Here is a 19,231-nt window from a genome sequence, read left to right on the forward strand (position 1 = left end):
AAATCCATTTACCTAGTGATAAATGGATTTTTTATTTTTTACATCTAAGAACTCTTTGCTTAAAATAGTTTAAAGGTTTTCAAGATCTTTTACTTTTTCATAAACCAGATTACTTTCATACCCTCTTCGAAGCATATAGTCGCAGAACTTTTTGCGTTTTTTTAATATATTTTTCTCCTGTATACCGTTCCAACATCTTTCAGAAAGGCCTTCAAAAGTTTCCATATATTCTTCTTGCGAAATCTCTTTGAGAGCAAGAGTTATATTTGTGCTGGAAATATTTCGAAACTTCAGTTCATTTGTAATTCTAAGTTTTCCCCAATGTTTAATGCGATGTTTTCCTCTGGCAAAACTGCATGCAAAACGTGTTTCATTCAAGAAGTTACCTTCAATTAATTGAACTATAATAAGATCTATTTCGTCAGAAGTCATTTTTAAACTGTAAAGTTTTGATACAACTTCATCATGACAACGCTCCTGATAAGCACAAAAGTGTTCTAGTTTCTGTAAGGCTTCTTTCGGAGTACAGGTCGAATTCATGTGTTTTTCTTTCTTTTTAACTGTTATTGCTGCAAATAGTCATTTTCTTGAAATTTCTATAAAACCAAAAGCAAATTTAAATAAATCCCCCAGTTTATAAGATTCAAAATTTACTTTTGAGTGTTCAATTTTTATACTCATAGCGAAAAAATCGTTTTTGGGCATTATAAAAAATCACTAAAAGTGGGTATTGTTTTTAAAATCAGAACAGTTTAATTTCGGTTAATTCTTACAATTTTAAATAATCATCTAGTTTTGATAAAAAAACTACTTTACCAGCTGTTTTGGGTTTCTTTTCTCTCCTGTACTTTCGTTAATGCGCAGCAAGGAAAATTGGATACCACTTTTAATACATTTGATGATGGTACAAAGGGTGATGGTTTTGACAGTGCCGTTAGAACTTTGCTTTTGCAGCCCAATAATAATTTAATAGTTGGGGGTGATTTTTCCAGCCTAAACGGAATTTCATCTCCATCTTTAGTACGTTTAAAACCAGATGGAACAATCGATGAAAGTTTTACTGTAGGTTCAGGGTTCAGTGGTAAAGTTTATGCCGCTTATTTACAGCTCGATGGGAAAATAATAGTTGGCGGAGGATTTACAAGTTATAATGCGGTAAGTTCGGGAAGATTAATTCGGTTGAATGCAGATGGTTCCCGTGATTCAACTTTTGACACTTCTGTGGGAGCCGGCAGTGGTATTATTTATAGTATTGCAGAACAATCAGATGGGAAAATTATAATCGTAGGAAGCTTTACAAAATACAATAATGTAACTGTAAATCGCATAGCACGAATTCTTCCGAATGGTTCATTAGATCGAACATTTGCGACAGGAACAGGATCTTCTACAAATATTACTAATGTTAGAATTCTATCAAATGGAAAAATTTTAATTACAGGAAATTTTATTTCATTTAATGGAACACTAAGCAATAGGATTATTCGCTTGAATTCTGACGGAAGTGTTGATAATAGTTTTAATATTGGTTCTGGATTTAATGATGATGTAAATGCCATTGCTGTTCAACGAGACGGAAAAATTCTTCTAGGAGGTAATTTCACACTTTATAATGGAAATACGGCAAATAGAATTATTCGTATTTATGAAGATGGATCATTAGATCAAAGTTTTCAAAGATTAGGTTTTAATAACGGTTCAGTACAAATAATCAAAGAAGATCATTTGGGAAATATAATGGTTGGAGGATCTTTTTCCATCAGATATGGAAATGATGATGTAAATAGAGCAGTACTTTTAAACGCCGATGGAACTATAAAATCTGATTTTGATTTGGGTTCAGGGCCAGGATCAGCTTCTGTTTTTGCATTAGCAGAAGATCAAGAAGGATCATGGTTTATTGGCGGTTCATTTGCTGTTTTTGATGGGCAAAATCAAGGAGGTTTGGCTAAAACAGATTCTAATGGAGAGCAAGATACAGGTTATCTGTCAGCAGGAGTTGGCTTTGATAATTCGGTGTTAAAGATTTTGCCATTAGCAAATTTAAAAACAATGGTTTTTGGTAATTTCAGCAAATTCAATAATTTACCAGTTAACCGAATTACACGACTTTTGGAAGATGGCTCGCTTGATCTGGATTTTAATACAGGCAAATCAGGAGCCGATAAACTAATAAAAGCAGCTGTGGTTCAAGAAGGAGGGAAAATTGTTTTTGGAGGAAATTTTACCAAGTACAATGACGCAGCTTCTAATAGAATTGCTAGAATATTATCAAACGGTACTTTAGATAATACTTTCAATAGTGGTACTGGATTTAATGCTCAAGTTTATGCTTTAGCAGTACAGTCCGATAATAAAATTATTGCTGCCGGTAACTTCACCCGGTTCAATAACGATTTATCTGCTGCTAGAATAGTAAGATTATTGCCAGATGGATCACGAGATGTTACTTTTAATGTTGGTACCGGTGCAGATGCTATTATCGAAGATGTTTTGATTCAACCAGATGGAAAAATATTGGCTGCAGGCAGATTCACAACTTTTAATGGACAGCCCTATCCGCATTTAGTTCGCTTAAATGAAGACGGAAGTATCGATTTAACTTTTAACATAGGTATTGGATTCGATAAACACATTTATGCACTTGCAATGCAATCAGACGGGAAAATAATCGCTGGAGGTACATTTTTGACATTTAAAGGCTCTTCACAAAAAAGAATTATACGTTTAAATCCCAATGGAAGTCTGGACGATAGTTTTTCTGCGGGAACAGGTTTTAGTAACGGCGACGTGCGGTGTATTTTGGTGCAGCCAGATGATAAGCTTTTAGTTGGAGGCGCCTTTTCAGGAACCTATAAAAACAGTCAGGCATTGCGATTAATAAGGCTTTTGAAAACGGGCGATTTTGATAACTCATTTGATGCGAGACTCAATAAAAATCTTTTAACGTTAAGTTTTACTAACGATTATAGACTTTTAATAGGGGGTGATTTTAATTCGGTCAACGGAGTTTCTAAACATCGAGCAGCACGATTAAAACTTTGTGTAGATTCAACAATTTGGGATGGCTTTTCTTGGACAAAAGGTTATCCGTCCAGTGGAAAAGAAGTGTTTTTTAAAGAAAATTTCCCAAATCTCATTTCAGCAAATATTTGCAGCTGTACAATTGAATCTGCCAAAACAGTTACACTTTTAAGCGGAAATACTTTAGGTATAGAATTTTCTTATTCAGGTTTAGGAACATTAGTTTTAGAAGATACAGCAAGTTTGTATCAATCAGACGATAGTGTTGTAAATACTGGGATTATTAACCTTTTTCGAAAAACAAAACCAATTTTAAGATACGATTATACGTTTTGGTCTTCACCAGTTGATAATCAAAAATTAATAGATGTGTCGCCCAATACCTTGTTTGATAAATATTTGTCATTTGATACCGCTGGAGGCTGGAAAGAAGAGCCACGATTAAATAATATGCTGTTAGGTAAAGGATATGCAATAAGAGGACCGCAGGAATTTTCAATAACATCAAGAGCAGTTTATGAAGCAGTCTTTAAAGGAATTCCAAATAATGGAAAAGTAGAAATAGAATTGGGAGAAACAGATAGTTTTGGTTTAGTCGGAAATCCCTATCCATCGGCAATAGATGCTGCAATTTTTTTGAAAAAAAACAACCTTAAAACAAAAGGCGCACTTTACTTTTGGATGCATCATACACCAGTAACTAATTTTGAATATAATTCTGATGATTATGCAGCCTATAATCTGGTTGGAGGAGTCAATACCGAAGCATCATATTCTGGGGTAAATGAAATTATTCCTGACGGAAAAATTGCTTCAGGGCAATCATTTTTTGTTATAAGTAATGCTTTCGGTACAATCGAGTTTAATGACAGTATGAGGATACTAGGAAATAATAATGCTTTTTTTAAACCGTCTAAAGCAGGAAATTTTACAAGCAGTAATAAAATAGAGAAGCATCGATTGTGGTTAAATTTTGAAAATTCAAAAGGAGCCTATAAACAAATTTTAATTGGATATATGGATGAAGCTACCAACGCTTACGATTTAAACTACGATGCAGAATCATTAGATGGAAACCAATTTGTTGATTTTTATAGTTTAATTGACGATAAAAAACTTGTAATTCAAGGGCGTGCTTTGCCTTTTTCAGAATCAGATTTTGTGGCTTTGGGATATAGTTCAACAATTGCCGGCGAATTTTCAATTGCAATTGATCATGCAGATGGCGATCTGAGTGCACAAACTGTTTATTTAGAAGACAAAACCGAAAATATTGTGCATAATCTTCTAGAAAGCAGCTATAAATTTACAACCACAGCAGGAACTTTTTTAGATCGTTTTGTAATTCGGTATAATATAGAAACATTAGGAGCGGATCAATTTAAGAATCAAGAAAGTTTGCTTTGCGTTTCGGTTAAAGGAAAAAACATAATATTAAATTCGACAAAAGATGTTATGAAAGAAGTATCAATTTTTGATGTTTCAGGAAAAATGTTATTCAATACCAAAACAATTAATAATACAGAATACCAGATTGTAAACTTCAAATCCAGTGATCAGATATTATTGATTAATGTAGTTTTTGACAGCGGAAAATCAGCAGCTCAAAAGATTGTTTTTCATTGATTTTTCTTAAAAAGTCTTTTGCAGTTTTTCATGAGTGTTTTGAATTGCTTTTTTATTCTTATAATCAATCCATTTTTGTCCCTTTACCTTTCGCATCATAATATCAAAATAGCGCATAATAAAAACATTATAAGCCGCTTTTGATAAATTGGTTATGTTTTTAGGAAAGGAGCGCAGGCTCATAGAAAATCCTGGAGTTAAATATTTCATGTAATGCCAATAACCTTCTGGCATATACAGCATTTCGCCATGTTTTAAGTTTGTAATGTAGCCTTTTGCATTTTTAAGAGCAGGAAATTTTTCGTAATCAGGATCATCAAAATTTATATCTTCTCTCGAAATTAAAGCGTGAGGTACTTTATACATGTATTTGGATTGGTCAGGAGCAAAAAGCATACATTGTTTTTCGCCATTAAAATGAAAGTGAAGAATATTTGAATAGTCAATATCAAAATGCATGAACACTTTAGAGTTTTCTCCGCCAAAAAACAACATAGGCATTTGCTTTACAAGTTTTAAGCCAATATCAGGCCACAAAAAATCTTGATTTAGTGCCGGAACTTCTTTCATTAAATTATAAAGAAAGATGCGATAATTTGTTGGTTTTTGTTCCAGAAGATTTATATAATCACTCATTTTCATTTTAGTGTGAGCTTCATTAAAACCGTCTTCATGATTAACGGGTCTATTATCGTACAAAGGCACAATTAAATCTCCTGCGACTTTCTTTATATAAGAAAGCTTCCAATTTTTATAGGCTGGCCAATCTTCGGTCAGTTCTTCAACAACTACAGGGATTTGTTTTTTTACATATTGGGAAATAAAATCGGTCTTAGAGATTTTTTTTACCCTTTCGATTTGTTTTAACTCCATCTTCTAAATAAAAAAATTGCTTATAACACACAAGTTATAAGCAATTTAAAAATATTTATTGAGATTTTGAGTTCTGTTGATTAAATTTTTGATTTAATTGAAGCTTCAATATTCTTTTCGATAGTATGTCCAGGTCTTGACCATTTCGGTTTTTCACCCAATGAAGTAAATTGAGAATCAGCCGCTTCAACAGTTTTTGGCTGCATCACTTTGATAAAAGGTTTTTGAGGCACCATTCCTAATGTTTCAAACATCTTCATATCTTCGTTTACATCAGGGTTTGGCGTAGTAAGTAATTTGTCACCTGCAAAAATTGAGTTTGCACCTGCAAAAAAGCACATTGCCTGCCCTTCACGAGTCATATTAGTTCTTCCAGCAGATAAACGAACTTGAGTTTCCGGCATTACAATTCGAGTTGTAGCTACCATACGAATCATTTCCCAAATTTCAACCGGTTTTTCTTCTTCCATTGGAGTTCCTTCAACAGCAACCAAAGCATTAATTGGCACAGATTCTGGCTGCGGATTTAATGTAGAAAGAGCAACTAGCATTCCAGCTCTGTCATCAATACTTTCTCCCATTCCAATAATTCCCCCGCTGCAAACCGTAACATTTGTTTTACGAACATTCTCGATAGTCTGCAAACGATCTTCAAAACCACGTGTAGAAATCACGTCTTTATAATATTCTTCAGAAGTATCTAAGTTGTGATTGTAGGCATATAAACCAGCTTCGGCTAAGCGCTGAGCCTGATTTTCAGTAATCATACCCAAAGTACAGCAAACTTCCATATCTAGTTTATTAATAGTACGAACCATTTCTAAAACCTGATCAAATTCTTCACCGTCTTTAACATTTCTCCAAGCTGCTCCCATACAAACACGCGAAGATCCGCTTGATTTTGCACGCAAAGCCTGTGCTTTTACCTGACTCACGCTCATTAAATCATTTCCTTCAACACCAGTATTGTAACGTGCAGCTTGCGGGCAATAGCCGCAATCTTCAGGACAGCCGCCCGTTTTGATCGAAAGTAAGGTAGATACCTGAACTACATTCGGATCATGTTGTTGTCTATGAATTGTCGCTGCTTCATAAAGCAAATCCATTAAAGGTTTATTATAGATTGCGATTATTTCGTCTTTGGTCCAGTTGTGTTTTGTAATGCTCATCGAATACATTGTTTTTGAAGCTTCAAAAGTAATTAAATTGTCCTAATCGACAATAATGAATGCTGGAAAGAATGTTTGCGGGGTATTTAAAAAAAAGAAACACTCTAAAATCATCATATTAAAGCTTTTATGATTTTAGAGTGTTTTTGAATGAATGTTTTTATTCTGATATATTAATCAGCAACATATTTATTATTCCAGTATAACATCATCAATAAAGTAACAATTACAGATGAAGCAAGCCCTTCAAAAAGAAGGCAGATGCAATAAGTAGGAACAGATGGATTTCCTCCAAACATGAAAGTTTTTGAGAGTGTACTCACATAAGCATCACCGCCGCGTGCGTAACTATATACTAATAATCCAAAAACGCTCAATGCAACACCAACCACTGAAGTCGCCATTGCCGAAACAGCATTAGATACAAAATTCGTTTCTCCCTCGTGAAGATTCATTTGCATAGTTCTGTTTACGCCCCAGAATATAAAAAATACATTTAAAACGCGCAGGTAAAACAAATCAGCTAAACCCAATACATTCATCAATAAAAAGTAAATGCCAATTCCGAGGAATATCAAAAAACCGTTGGTTATTTCTTTAGGTAGTTTCATAGTGGTTATTTTTAAAGAAGTTAATAGTAAAGTTTTGATAAACAGAGTTGTATATCAAATTTACTAAAAAAATAACTACGATGGTTTAAAATTAAAGAAAAGTATATCTTAAGATTTGCTTACAATTGATTTATAAATGCCAGTGCATTTATTCGATCTTGATTTAATTGTTCTTTTAGTAAATCTATCGATCCAAACTTTTGCTCTTCACGTAGGAAATGCAATAATGAAACCTCGATCTCTTTGTCATAAATATCAGCATCGAAATCAAAAAGATTTACCTCGATAGTTTGTTTCTGACCGTTTACAGTTGGATTAAAACCAATATTCATCATTCCAAAAATCTCCTTTTGATCGATAAGAGCTTTAACGGCATAAACGCCCGTTTTAGGGATCAATTTATAATCCTCTTCAATTTCTATATTCGCTGTTGGAAAACCAATTGTTCTTCCAAGCTGCTTTCCTTTTACAATTTTACCGCTCAAAAAATAGTCGTAACCAAGATATTCATTGGCTAAATCCATTTTTCCTTCAGTAAGAGCTTTTCTAATTTTAGTAGAACTTACAGAGACATCTTGAATTTCTTGTGCTGAAATTTGTTCAACTTCAAAACCATATTCAGCACCATAAGCAATTAAATTATCAATATTGGCAGTTCGATTTCTTCCAAAACGATGATCGTGACCAATAATTATTTTTTGAATATGAAATTGATCTACCAAAATCGAATGCACAAATTCTTCAGCAGTTAGTCTCGAAAAACTTTCGTCGAAAGGATGAATGATTAAATTTTCGATTCCCGTCGCTTCCAGAAGTTTTGTTTTTTCAGCAATTGTGTTTAAAAGTTTTATTTCTGATTTTTCCTGTAAAACCATTCTTGGATGCGGAAAAAAGGTAAGCACCAAACTTTCGTATTTGCCATTTTCGGTATTTTGAGTAATTCGTTCCAGAATTTTTTTATGACCAATATGCACACCATCAAAAGTACCAAGAGTTAAAATTGTTTTCTTGGTCGAATGAAAATCGTTTATAGAATGAAAGAGCTTCAAAACAAATAATTTAAGATGCTGCAAATTTATACTATCTATTTTAAATTTTAGGCTTAGGGGAATTGATTTTTTTTAAGAAGATTAAGTTTCCCTTGACGACAAAAAGTGAGACTTGTCGATTAAAAAATATTAAATGTCGTTAAAAAGTAAGAATTTGATTTAATTCCTTTAATTTTGATGTAGTAAAGAACAACTTGCCATGAAAAAAACACTACTCTTTTTATTCTTACTTTTTTGTTGGTCAGGAGTACAAGCTCAAAGTGATGACTTATGGCAAAAAGTGAATACTGCTTCAGTTTTTAGTAAAAAGACAGTTGTTTTAGATTCAGGCAAACTTTATTATAAGCTGAATGCTGGTTTTTTAACCTCAAAATTGGCAAAAACAACCGAAAAATCGGAAGTAAATAATACAGCAGAAATTACAATTCCAAATTCAAATGGAGTTTTAGAGCGGTTTCAAGTTTGGGAATCTTCCAATTTTGAACCTGAATTACAAGCCAAATATCCAGAAATTAGAGCTTATCGAGGAAGAGGATTAGATGATAAATCGGCTAAAGTACATTTTAGTGTTTCTGAAAGCGGAATACAAACAATGGTTTTAAGAGTAGATAAAGCTACCGAGTTTATAGAAGAAAATCCAGAGAATAAAACCGAATATGTTTTATTTACGGCTAAAGATAAAACTTCAAAAGTTAAGTTAGATTGTAAAACATCAGACGAACTTACTGCCAATTCTAGTTTTGGTAAAACTGCAAAAACAGCAGCAAACACAAAAGTTTTAAAAACCCTGCGTTTAGCATTGTCTTGTACAGGAGAATATACGGCCTATTTTGGCGGTACAAAGGCAAAAGCTTTAGAAGGAATGAATGCAACGATGACCAGAGTTAATGGGATTTTGAATAAAGATCTCGCTGTGAAATTGGTTTTAATTGCAAATAACGACGCCGTAATTTATACAGATGCGTCGACAGATCCCTATTCTGTTGCATCAACAGGAGTTAAAGGAGCTTGGAATAAAGAAGTGCAAACTACTTTAACAAGTGTAATAGGTAACAATAATTACGATATAGGACATTTGTTTGGAGCTTCTGGCGGAGGCGGAAATGCAGGTTGTATAGGCTGTGTATGTGCAAATCCAACTTCTAGTGATTCTTTGGCAAAAGGAAGTGCTTATACATCTCCAGGCGATGGGAAACCTCAAGGAGATACTTTTGATGTTGATTTTGTTATACATGAATTTGGTCATCAATTAGGAGCAAGTCATACTTTTTCATACGATTCTACCGAAAGAACAAATGTAAATGTTGAACCAGGAAGTGGTTCTACAATAATGGGCTATGCAGGAGTAAGCGGGGATTATGATATACAAGATAATTCAGATGATTATTTTGCCTACGTAAGTATTTTGCAGATTCAAAATAACCTTGCAGGGAAAAGCTGTCCTGTTACTACAAGTTTGACTAACAATCCACCGGTAATTGATGCTGGTTTAGATTATACCATTCCAATAAGTACGGCATTTATTTTAAAAGGCAGTGGTTCAGACCCAGATGGTGATACCGTTACTTTCAATTGGGAAGAAAATGATAACGCAGTAACAACTTCAGGATCAACAAGTATTGCTTATCCAACAAAACCTGATGGGCCTTTGTTTCGATCAGTAATTCCTAATAGTTCTCCAATTCGATATATGCCAAGGTTGAGTTATGTTTTAGACAATAGGCTAACTACAACTTGGGAATCAGTTTCTTCTATCCCGAGAACATTAAATTTTACTTTAACAGGCAGAGATAATTCAACTTTAGATTCAGGACAAACCAATACAGATGCTATGGTAGTAAATGTCGTTTCTACTGCAGGACCATTTACGATTTCTTCACATAATGGTACTGACGTGAGCTGGTGGCAGGGCTTAAGTGAAACGGTAACTTGGAATGTTAATAATACCAATACGCTTCAGGGATCATCGCAGGTAAACATTAAACTGTCTACAGATGGCGGTTTAACTTTTCCAATAGTACTTGCGGCAAATACTCCAAATGATGGTTCAGAAACGATTATACTTCCAACAAGTGTTGCTTCATCAACTAATTGCCGATTATTGATTGAGCCAACGGCTAATATCTTTTATGCGGTAAACAGCAAGCCTTTTGCGGTGGGCTATACTCCATCAACTACTTGCACTTCTTATAGTTTTGGAAGTTCCTTTAGTATTCCGGGTGGAACTACATTTACGACAAAAACCGTTAGTGTTCCTGCTGCCACTGGTGCAGTATCAGATGTAAATGTTTCAGTAAATGTAACACACGAAAGAATGTCAGACCTTGAAATTCAAATTGTAAGTCCAAAGGGAACTGTGGCTCGTTTGTTTAATAGATCCTGCCCAAGTTTGAATTCAACTTTAATTTTCCGATTTGATGATTCTGGTGCTGTTTTAGATTGCAGTAAAACAACAGAACAAATCGTTATTCCTGTAGATCAATTAAGTGTTTTTAATGGAGAAAATCCAGAAGGAAACTGGACATTTGGAGTTCGTGATGCCGTTTCGGGAATGTCTGGAACCATTAATTCAGCTTCTGTAAATATTTGTACGCAGAGTTTTACTTTAGGACGTGATGATTTCGAAAATATTGATTTTGCCCTTTATCCAAATCCAAATAAAGGCAGCTTTTCAATTCAGTTTCAAAGTGAGTCAGCAGCAGGATGTAAAGTATTTGTTCATGATATTTTAGGAAAAAAAGTTTACGAAAACACTTTTGAAAGTTCCGGAATTTTCAATCAAAATATTCACTTGCCAAACGCAGCAGCTGGAATTTATCTCGTTACCGTAATTGATGGAGACAGAAGAACGGTTAAGAAAATAATCGTCAATTAAAGTATTTGGAATTTCTTTTTTAAGAATTTGCCATTGCCATACATGCAATGCTGATTTTTGCTCCTTTAATTTTTAATAAAGCACGAGAACAAGCTTCGAGAGTAGCTCCAGTTGTGAGCACATCATCAACAATTAAAAAATGCTTATTGTGATTTTCTTCTTTTAAAATCACATCAAATATATTTTCGATATTTTCGGATCGCCCTAAAAGATTCTTTTTTGACTGTGTTTTGGAATACTTAGTTCGATATAAAATAGAATCGTTATATGGTATTTTTAAACCTTCGGCAAGTGCTTTTCCAAAAGAAGTAACTTGATTATAGCCGCGTTCTTTAAATTTCTTTGGATGCAGCGGGACTGGAATAATTATATCAAAAGGCGTTTTTAATTGCAGTTCTTTTAAATCTTCAACATACCATTCTCCTAGAACTGCTCCAATTTCTTCATGGCCTTTGTATTTTAAATTGTGAATGAGTTCCTGAACGATTCCTTTTTTGTTGAAGTACACAAATGCTGATGCATGTTCAATTTCAATCTTACCGTAAAATTTCTTTACGGCTTCATTATTTGGGTCTAGGTAATACTGAGTTAGAGGTATTTCATGACGACAACGAGTGCATAAAACGGTTTCGTTAGTCATTAAAACAGAGCGGCATCCCGAGCAAACTTTAGGGAAAAAGAGGTCGATTATGAATTTAAACACAAATAGAAAGAATTTAGTTACAAAAATAAAGAAATTTGAACTTCAATCTTTTTAATTTTTCTTTTTTTTATAAGTACTTTTTATATTTTTGCATTACTATGGCAAAACAAGACGATTTATTTAAGAATGTGGTTTCGCACGCAAAAGAGTACGGATTTATATTTCCGTCAAGCGAAGTATACGATGGATTGAGTGCAGTGTATGATTACGCACAAAATGGTGTCGAATTAAAAAAGAATATCCGTGAATATTGGTGGAAATCAATGGTTCAAATGAATGAAAATATTGTTGGTTTAGACGCGGCAATATTAATGCACCCAACGACCTGGAAAGCTTCTGGTCACGTTGATGCCTTCAATGACCCATTAATTGATAATAAAGATTCTAAAAAAAGATATAGAGCCGATGTTTTAGTTGAAGATTATGCTGAAAAGATTAATCTAAAAGCTAAAAAAGAAATCGAAAAAGCGAAAGCTCGCTTTGGAGACGCTTTCAATGAAGAAGAATTTGTAACTACAAATGCTCGAGTAATTGAATATTTGGCTAAAGAAAGAGAAATTAGAGAGCGTTTAGGACGTTCTTTAGGAAATGGTGATCTTGAAGATGTAAAAGCTTTGATTGAAGAGTTGGAAATTGCTGATCCTGAAACTGGTTCTAGAAACTGGACAGAAGTTAAACAGTTCAACTTAATGTTCGGAACTAAGTTAGGAGCTTCTGCAGAGTCTGCAATGGATTTGTATTTACGTCCAGAAACAGCGCAAGGTATTTTTGTAAACTTTTTAAATGTACAGAAATCGGGTCGTATGAAAGTTCCTTTTGGAATTGCACAGACAGGAAAAGCATTTAGAAACGAAATCGTTGCAAGACAATTTATTTTCCGTATGCGTGAATTCGAACAAATGGAAATGCAATTTTTTGTGCGTCCAGGAGAAGAAATGCAATGGTACGAACATTGGAAACAAACACGTTTAAACTGGCATTTATCTTTAGGTTTAGGAAAAGATAATTACCGTTTTCACGATCACGAGAAATTAGCACATTACGCAAATGCTGCGGCAGATATTGAATTTAATTTTCCGTTCGGATTTAAAGAATTAGAAGGAATTCACTCTCGTACCGATTTTGACTTAAAAGCACATGAACAATATTCTGGTAGAAAACTGCAATATTTTGATCCAGAATTGAATGAAAACTATGTGCCATATGTAGTAGAAACTTCAGTTGGTTTAGATCGTATGTTCTTGGCTGTATTTGCAACATCATTACAAGAAGAAACATTAGAAGACGGTTCGTCAAGAACAGTTTTAAAATTGCCAGCAGTTTTAGCGCCAACAAAAGCAGCAGTACTTCCATTAGTTAAAAAAGATGGATTGCCTGAGATTTCAAAAAAGATTATAGAAGATCTAAAATGGGATTTCAATGTTTCTTATGATGAAAAAGATGCAGTAGGACGTCGTTACAGAAGACAGGATGCTCTTGGAACTCCTTTCTGTATTACTGTTGATCACCAAACTTTAGAAGATGAAACAGTAACAATTCGTCATAGAGATACAATGAAACAAGATCGCGTTAAAATTTCTGAATTAAGAGGTATTATTGAAAACGAAGTTTCAATGAAAAATTGGTTGATGAAGATGTAATCTTAGGATACTATATAATATAAATCCCAAATTCCTTAGCAGGAGTTTGGGATTTTTTTAATTTTAAATAATGCAATTCATCGGATATTTTTGCATTTCATCAGTATGTGTTAACATTTTGAAGTAATGTATTAACAATGAAATGCTTAAAATATTGAAATTCGTATTTTTAAATGCGGATAAAATGAAAAATAATAATTTTTTCTAAAAGTATTTATGAAACTGTTTTCTAATCTCAAATAGAAAGCGCTGCAAGGGATTAATGAAAAAGCAATATAAACTATCTTGAATAAGTATTCGTATATAATTATTGATGATGATGCTGAGAGTATTTCAAAAACCAAAACAATTGCTGAAGGTTTTTCGGAGTTGTCTTTTGTGGCTTCAGCTTCTAATTATCAAGATGGCTTAAATTTGGTTTTAGAACATAAGCCGTCTGTTGTTTTTCTGGAAATTGAACCTCAGGATAGTTCAAGTAATTTATCGCTTGCTTTTATTAATGAATTGCACAGATTTTTAGATGCAATTCCTCACATTGTTATTACCACGTTAAAAACAGAACAAGCTTTTAATGCGATCAAATTTGGTGTGTTTGATTATTTAATAAAACCAATAATACCCGTAGACTTGTTGAAAACAGTTTTGAAACTGAACAAAATAACCGAAGATTTAAACTTAAAAGTTTTTAAACAAGAAGTTTCTACGTTAATTACCTCAGATACAAAAACTGGTCAAGTATTTGATAGACCACTTATAATCTGTATTAAATCATATGGAGATCATCGCTATATAAATGCCGATGATATTGCATATTTTCAAGCCGATAATAATTCAACAGATATTTATTTAAATTCTGGTGAAATGATAACAGCTTTTAAGACATTAAAGCATTTCGAGAACGTTTTAGTGTATCCGTTTATTCGAATTCACAACAGTTATATTATAAATAGAAATTACATTGCAAGAATTCATAGCGGACACTCAGTATGTTACATAAAAAACTCATTGAAAAAGATCCCTTTTTCAAAAACTTATAAATCAAATGTCGACTTAATTATTGCCGATTTTACTGCCGGAAATTATTTAGAAGTCTAACAATTAAGTGATTACATTGATTTGACGCTCATTGACTATCAATTGGGCATGATCTACCATAAACCTGTTTTTTCGTATAAATTTTTTTTGATTACGGTGTTAGTTTTACATCATGATTCACACTAAGTGAACAACTCCAAAAAAAATCATATAAAAATATTAATACCTCAAATCATGAAAAAAACAGCTTTAACTTTCGGACTATTTTCTTTAGTAATGGTAGCAACTTCTTTTGCAACACCAAAAACAAATTCAGTACTATTGGCACAAAATCAGACAATAGAGAGAGATGGAGAGACAGATGGAACTGGTGCTACAGGCGGACAGAAGAAAGCTGATTTTCATCAAGTAAGAGAACAATTAATGGATACAGATGGAACTGGTGCTACAGGAGGACAAAAGAAAGCTGATTTTCATCAAGTAAGAAGTAATTCACATCTAAATTTTGCAAGTGTTAATCAATCTATTGGAACAGATAAAAAATTAGATTAATTAAACTTAGAATAAATATTTAAGCTGTCAATTTTTTGACAGCTTTTTTTTTGTGTCTATAGTTTTACTATTTTTGGTAAAACTCTAAATCGCAATTGAAAAAAAAACGTAAAATAATATTGTTTTTATTTTTTGTTTTAATGGCATGTTCCAAAAAAGCAGAATTTGATAAAAATGCAATTCCTACAATAGATAGTTTGTCTACATATCTATCATTAGCAAATGAAGATAAGCTTCCTTTGAATATTAAGAAGGGTTACAATGAGAAAGCGTTAAATGTAATTCTAAATCAGAAGGATGATTCTCTTAATAAAGTAAATCTTTTTAAAGTTGCAAATCGATATTATAACGTAAGTGACTGGAAATCTTATCTTGAAGTTACTAAATTAATCCTAGAAAGATCGGCTAATTCTGGTGATTCTGTCCATATGGCAAAAGCATACAGCTATTTGGGAGATTATTATGCTTCTCAATCCGTTTCGGATAGTGCTTTCATGCATTACTATAAAGCAGAAAAAATTTATCTGAAGTTGAATGATAATTTTAATCTGTCAAAAACAATTTTAAACAAAGCAAGTCTGCAATATAACGAGGGAGATTTTTTTGAAAGTGAAATAGCGGTTTTTAAAGCTTTAAGCAGTTTAAAAAAACAGCAAAACGTAAATGAATTGTATTATGAAAGTTACAATTTGCTAGGAATATTGTATAACGAAAGAGGTGAATATACAAAAGCTTTAGAGTTTCAAAATAAAGCTCTAAAGATTTTAGATGATAAATCAATCCCAACATTGTTTCAATATAAGGCGGCTTCCTTAAATAATATTGGGTTTATATATTTAAATTGGAATAATTACAAACAAGCAAAAGGATTTTTTGAAAAAGGTTTAAACCAAGAAAACCTTTTTAAAGACAGGGTAAGTCTATATGCCATTTTACTTGATAATTTAGGTTATTCTAAATTCAAATTAAAAGAATTAGACAGCTTGCCGGATTTGTTTTATAAATCATTAAAAATTAGAGATAGTTTAGGCCTTACATCAGGAGTTGTTTCTAGTAAAATACATTTGTCTGAATACTTTGCTTTAAAAAAAGATACTTTAAGAGCCGTTCAATTTGCAAAACAAGCGTTAAATTCATCCCGAGGTACAACAAAATTGATTAGTACGCTAGATGCACTTAAACAATTGGCTGTTGTTGATCCTGCCAATGCTTCGGTTTATTCAAAGGAATATATCAGGTTGAATGATAAAATGCTGAAAGCCGAGCGAAAAATGGGAGAAAAATTCTCTCGTATTCAATATGAAACCAATGAAATAAAAGACCAGAATTCGAACTTGCAAGAAAAAAACAAAACCTTAGTGTATGTTTTTAGTATTTGTACATTGCTAGGTTTGTTTTTTTATGTTTATAAAACCCAGCAGGCAAGAAATAGAGAGCTGCTTTTTAAACAGCAGCAGCAAGTGGCAAATGAAGACATTTATAATCTCATGATTTCGCAGCAAAATGAGATAGAAGCAACTCGAATTCGAGAAAAGAAAAATGTTGCTCAGGAATTGCATGATGGTGTTTTAGGACGTATGTTTGGAATTCGAATTAGTTTGGATAGTTTAGATAAAGTAGACGAAAGCCTTGCGGCTCCGAAGCGAAAAAAATATTTAGCCGAGTTAAAAAGTATTGAAGAAGATATTCGAGAAATATCGCACGATTTAAATCGAGAGAAATCAGAACTAGTCAATAATTTTGTTTTAATTTTGAATAAACTAATTGAAAATCAAAGAAATACATACGATTCTAGATTGGTTACTTTTTTTGATTCTCAAATAAAATGGGAACTCGTAAACAATACGGTTAAAATTAATTTGTATAGAATTGTTCAAGAAGCACTTCAAAATTGTAATAAGTATGCAGATGCAGAAACCATTAAAGTCGAGTTTAAAAGCGAAATAGATTATCTCATATTGTCAATTATGGATGATGGTGTTGGATTTAATACTAAACGTAAAAAAAAGGGTATTGGTTTGCATAATATAGAATATAGAGCCGCAGAATGCAAGGGTACTGTTGCCATAAAATCTGCCAAAGGAGAAGGAACACTTCTAGTTGTTAAAGTTCCAATAGATCAAAAAATTAACCTACATAAAAATGACATCTGATAGCAATGCCCCAATTTCGGAATTAATAAAACCCAATATATTAATTGTCGATGATCATCCTTTTATTATTGAAGGATATAACAATGCAATAACTCGCTATAATCCCAAAGAATATGAGTTTGTAATTGCGCAGGCTCACGATTGTAAATCAGCGTACGAGTTATTACAAGATGAGCATACACCTGAGTTTGACATTGCTTTTTTAGATATTAGTATGCCGGCTTATGAAGAAATGGATCTTTTTTCTGGTGAAGATCTGGCAAAATTGATTATTAAAAAAATGCCGCACTGTAAAATCGTTTTGCTGACGATGTATACAGAATTGCTGAAAATCAAAACCATTATCAGGACAATTAATCCGAATGGATTAGTTATAAAAAATGATTTAACTTTTGATGAATTGCTTTTTGCATTTGATAAAGTAATGAAATGCGAAAAGTATTATAGCCAATCAGTCGTAAAAATGCTAAATCAATCACCGCACAATTCTATAGAAATTGATGAGTTTGATAAACAGATTTTGTTTCACTTTTCGAAAGGAACAGAACTTTCTGAAATGCCGCATTATATTGCTATTTCTTTAAATGAAATTCAAAGACGCAGGGTTGGTTTAATGGAACTTCTGAAAGTAAAATCAGGTTCAAATGATGATTTAGTAAAAGAAGCAAAGAGCAAAGGACTCTTTTAAAAAGAAAATTTCAAAGCAAAAAAATCCAAATTCCAATGGCTCAAAACATATTGGAATTTGGATTTTTTTATTTGATTTTTTAAAATTTATTCACTCAAAGCATCCCAGCCGCGTGCTTTTAAGGCAATTTTTGTATTAGCGCGAGTTACTAAATGAATTCCTTCGCTTTCATCAGCCATATGACCAATAATTGAAAAGTTTGGATTTCCTTTTATCTTGTCAAAATCATTAATATCAATAGTAAAAAGAAGTTCATAATCTTCACCGCCGTTAATTGCAACAGTGGTGCTGTCGATATTAAACTCTTCACAAGTCGAAATAAATTGAGGATCTAGAGGAAGTTTATCTTCATATAAATTACAGCCCACTTTAGATTGCTTACAGATATGAATAATCTCTGAAGATAATCCGTCAGAAATATCAATCATCGAAGTTGGTTTTATTTCAAGCGCATGCAAAAGAGTACGAACATCTTTGCGAGCTTCAGGTTTTAGTTGTCTTTCGACCAAATAAGTATAAGGATCTAAATCTGGCTGGCTGTTTGGGTTTACCTGGAAAACCTGTTTTTCGCGTTCCAAAACCTGCAATCCCATATATGCCGCACCAATATCTCCGGTTACAACTAATAAGTCAGTTTGTTTAGCGCCATTTCGATAAACAATTTCTTCTTCATCAGCTTCTCCAATAGCCGTTATGCTGATAATTAATCCTTTTTGTGATGAGGTAGTGTCACCGCCAATAACGTCTACTTTATATTCTTTTGCGGCATGCGTAATCCCTTCAAATAATTCTTCTAAGGCTTCTAATGGAAAACGATTAGAAACGGCAACAGAAACAGTTATTTGCGTTGGTTTAGCATTCATAGCACAAATATCAGATACATTTACTACAACAGCTTTGTATCCTAAATGCTTTAAAGGCATATAAGCCAAATCAAAATGCACACCTTCAATTAATAAATCTGTAGAAACGACCACTTTTTTTGCCTTGAAATCAAGAACAGCAGCGTCATCGCCTATACTTTTTAAAGTAGACTCTTGAGTAACATCAAAGTTCTTGGTTAAATGTTCAATTAGGCCAAATTCGCCTAATTGCGCTATACTGGTACGTTGAGGATTTTTATCTTCGATCATTTTTTTAAGTTCCAAAGTTTGTAAGGTGCAAAGGTACAAAGGTTTTTTCTAAAGACACTAAGATTCTGAGAGGCTAAGGTTCTAAGTTTTTTTCTAGCAT

Annotated in this window: 14 protein-coding genes; 7 read left to right on the top strand and 7 right to left on the bottom strand. The window is 33.0% G+C overall.

All coding sequences use genetic code 11. The features are described 5' to 3' along the window. Positions 1-69: 69 nt before the first annotated feature. Positions 70-540, bottom strand: coding sequence for a regulatory protein RecX (locus ACHRVL_RS04205; RefSeq protein WP_395410577.1), 471 nt, complete (start codon positions 538-540; stop codon positions 70-72). Positions 541-795: 255 nt separating this feature from the next. On the opposite strand from ACHRVL_RS04205, the gene ACHRVL_RS04210 reads away from it, so the two are divergent. Next, positions 796-4,650 (top strand): T9SS sorting signal type C domain-containing protein, encoded by a 3,855-nt coding sequence (locus tag ACHRVL_RS04210; protein ID WP_395410579.1) that lies wholly within the window; start codon positions 796-798, stop codon positions 4,648-4,650. Positions 4,651-4,656: 6 nt separating this feature from the next. Here the strand turns inward: ACHRVL_RS04210 and ACHRVL_RS04215 are convergent, their stop codons facing one another. The 4 genes from ACHRVL_RS04215 to ACHRVL_RS04230 all read right to left on the bottom strand — a co-directional run bounded on the left by ACHRVL_RS04215 (position 4,657) and on the right by ACHRVL_RS04230 (position 8,352). Beyond that, complete coding sequence (locus tag ACHRVL_RS04215; RefSeq protein WP_395410580.1) at positions 4,657-5,523, bottom strand: cupin-like domain-containing protein; 867 nt, start codon at positions 5,521-5,523, stop codon at positions 4,657-4,659. An 80-nt stretch (positions 5,524-5,603) separates the two neighbouring features. Further along, positions 5,604-6,692: a biotin synthase BioB gene (gene bioB, locus ACHRVL_RS04220; RefSeq protein ID WP_129053345.1), complete on the bottom strand. Its 1,089-nt coding sequence runs from the start codon at positions 6,690-6,692 to the stop codon at positions 5,604-5,606. Positions 6,693-6,865: 173 nt separating this feature from the next. Next, positions 6,866-7,303 (bottom strand): hypothetical protein, encoded by a 438-nt coding sequence (locus ACHRVL_RS04225; RefSeq protein WP_089053350.1) that lies wholly within the window; start codon positions 7,301-7,303, stop codon positions 6,866-6,868. 119 nt (positions 7,304-7,422) lie between these two features. Beyond that, a complete protein-coding gene (locus tag ACHRVL_RS04230) occupies positions 7,423-8,352 on the bottom strand; it encodes a bifunctional riboflavin kinase/FAD synthetase (protein ID WP_395410583.1) in 930 nt (309 codons plus the stop codon). A gap of 199 nt (positions 8,353-8,551) precedes the next feature. On the opposite strand from ACHRVL_RS04230, the gene ACHRVL_RS04235 reads away from it, so the two are divergent. Further along, positions 8,552-11,227, top strand: a complete 2,676-nt coding sequence (locus tag ACHRVL_RS04235; RefSeq protein WP_395410584.1) for a reprolysin-like metallopeptidase — start codon at positions 8,552-8,554, stop codon at positions 11,225-11,227. A 19-nt stretch (positions 11,228-11,246) separates the two neighbouring features. On the opposite strand, the gene ACHRVL_RS04240 is transcribed toward ACHRVL_RS04235, so the two are convergent. Then, positions 11,247-11,867 carry a ComF family protein gene (locus ACHRVL_RS04240; RefSeq protein WP_395411080.1) on the bottom strand — a complete coding sequence of 207 codons (621 nt, stop codon included), beginning with the start codon at positions 11,865-11,867 and terminating at the stop codon, positions 11,247-11,249. 161 nt (positions 11,868-12,028) lie between these two features. Here ACHRVL_RS04240 and ACHRVL_RS04245 point away from each other — a divergent pair, with 161 nt between their 5' ends. The 5 genes from ACHRVL_RS04245 to ACHRVL_RS04265 all read left to right on the top strand — a co-directional run bounded on the left by ACHRVL_RS04245 (position 12,029) and on the right by ACHRVL_RS04265 (position 17,998). After that, positions 12,029-13,570, top strand: coding sequence for a glycine--tRNA ligase (locus ACHRVL_RS04245; protein ID WP_395410586.1), 1,542 nt, complete (start codon positions 12,029-12,031; stop codon positions 13,568-13,570). 285 nt (positions 13,571-13,855) lie between these two features. Then, positions 13,856-14,665 (top strand): LytR/AlgR family response regulator transcription factor, encoded by an 810-nt coding sequence (locus ACHRVL_RS04250; protein WP_395410588.1) that lies wholly within the window; start codon positions 13,856-13,858, stop codon positions 14,663-14,665. Positions 14,666-14,839: 174 nt separating this feature from the next. Continuing rightward, positions 14,840-15,157, top strand: coding sequence for a hypothetical protein (locus ACHRVL_RS04255; protein WP_129023688.1), 318 nt, complete (start codon positions 14,840-14,842; stop codon positions 15,155-15,157). A gap of 140 nt (positions 15,158-15,297) precedes the next feature. After that, on the top strand, positions 15,298-17,310 hold the full coding sequence (locus tag ACHRVL_RS04260) for an ATP-binding protein (protein WP_395410590.1): 2,013 nt from the start codon (positions 15,298-15,300) through the stop codon (positions 17,308-17,310). Further along, positions 17,300-17,998: a response regulator transcription factor gene (locus tag ACHRVL_RS04265; RefSeq protein WP_395410592.1), complete on the top strand. Its 699-nt coding sequence runs from the start codon at positions 17,300-17,302 to the stop codon at positions 17,996-17,998. Before ACHRVL_RS04260 ends, ACHRVL_RS04265 begins: the two co-directional genes overlap by 11 nt. 86 nt (positions 17,999-18,084) lie before the next feature. Here the strand turns inward: ACHRVL_RS04265 and thiL are convergent, their stop codons facing one another. Continuing rightward, positions 18,085-19,131 (bottom strand): thiamine-phosphate kinase, encoded by a 1,047-nt coding sequence (thiL, locus tag ACHRVL_RS04270; RefSeq protein WP_395410595.1) that lies wholly within the window; start codon positions 19,129-19,131, stop codon positions 18,085-18,087. Positions 19,132-19,231: the final 100 nt, after the last annotated feature.

Origin of the sequence: Flavobacterium sp. FlaQc-28, from assembly GCF_044007415.1 — a bacterium.
GTDB lineage: Bacteria > Bacteroidota > Bacteroidia > Flavobacteriales > Flavobacteriaceae > Flavobacterium.

Bases quoted from the DNA above. Each gene is read 5' to 3' on its own strand.
- ACHRVL_RS04205 (WP_395410577.1), bottom strand. From the start codon at position 540: ATGAATTCGACCTGTACTCCGAAAGAAGCCTTACAGAAACTAGAACAC.
- ACHRVL_RS04215 (WP_395410580.1), bottom strand. From the start codon at position 5,523: ATGGAGTTAAAACAAATCGAAAGGGTAAAAAAAATCTCTAAGACCGAT.
- bioB (WP_129053345.1), bottom strand. From the start codon at position 6,692: ATGAGCATTACAAAACACAACTGGACCAAAGACGAAATAATCGCAATC.
- ACHRVL_RS04225 (WP_089053350.1), bottom strand. From the start codon at position 7,303: ATGAAACTACCTAAAGAAATAACCAACGGTTTTTTGATATTCCTCGGA.
- ACHRVL_RS04235 (WP_395410584.1), top strand. From the start codon at position 8,552: ATGAAAAAAACACTACTCTTTTTATTCTTACTTTTTTGTTGGTCAGGA.
- ACHRVL_RS04240 (WP_395411080.1), bottom strand. From the start codon at position 11,867: ATGACTAACGAAACCGTTTTATGCACTCGTTGTCGTCATGAAATACCT.
- ACHRVL_RS04245 (WP_395410586.1), top strand. From the start codon at position 12,029: ATGGCAAAACAAGACGATTTATTTAAGAATGTGGTTTCGCACGCAAAA.
- ACHRVL_RS04255 (WP_129023688.1), top strand. From the start codon at position 14,840: ATGAAAAAAACAGCTTTAACTTTCGGACTATTTTCTTTAGTAATGGTA.
- ACHRVL_RS04260 (WP_395410590.1), top strand. From the start codon at position 15,298: ATGGCATGTTCCAAAAAAGCAGAATTTGATAAAAATGCAATTCCTACA.
- ACHRVL_RS04265 (WP_395410592.1), top strand. From the start codon at position 17,300: ATGACATCTGATAGCAATGCCCCAATTTCGGAATTAATAAAACCCAAT.
- thiL (WP_395410595.1), bottom strand. From the start codon at position 19,131: ATGATCGAAGATAAAAATCCTCAACGTACCAGTATAGCGCAATTAGGC.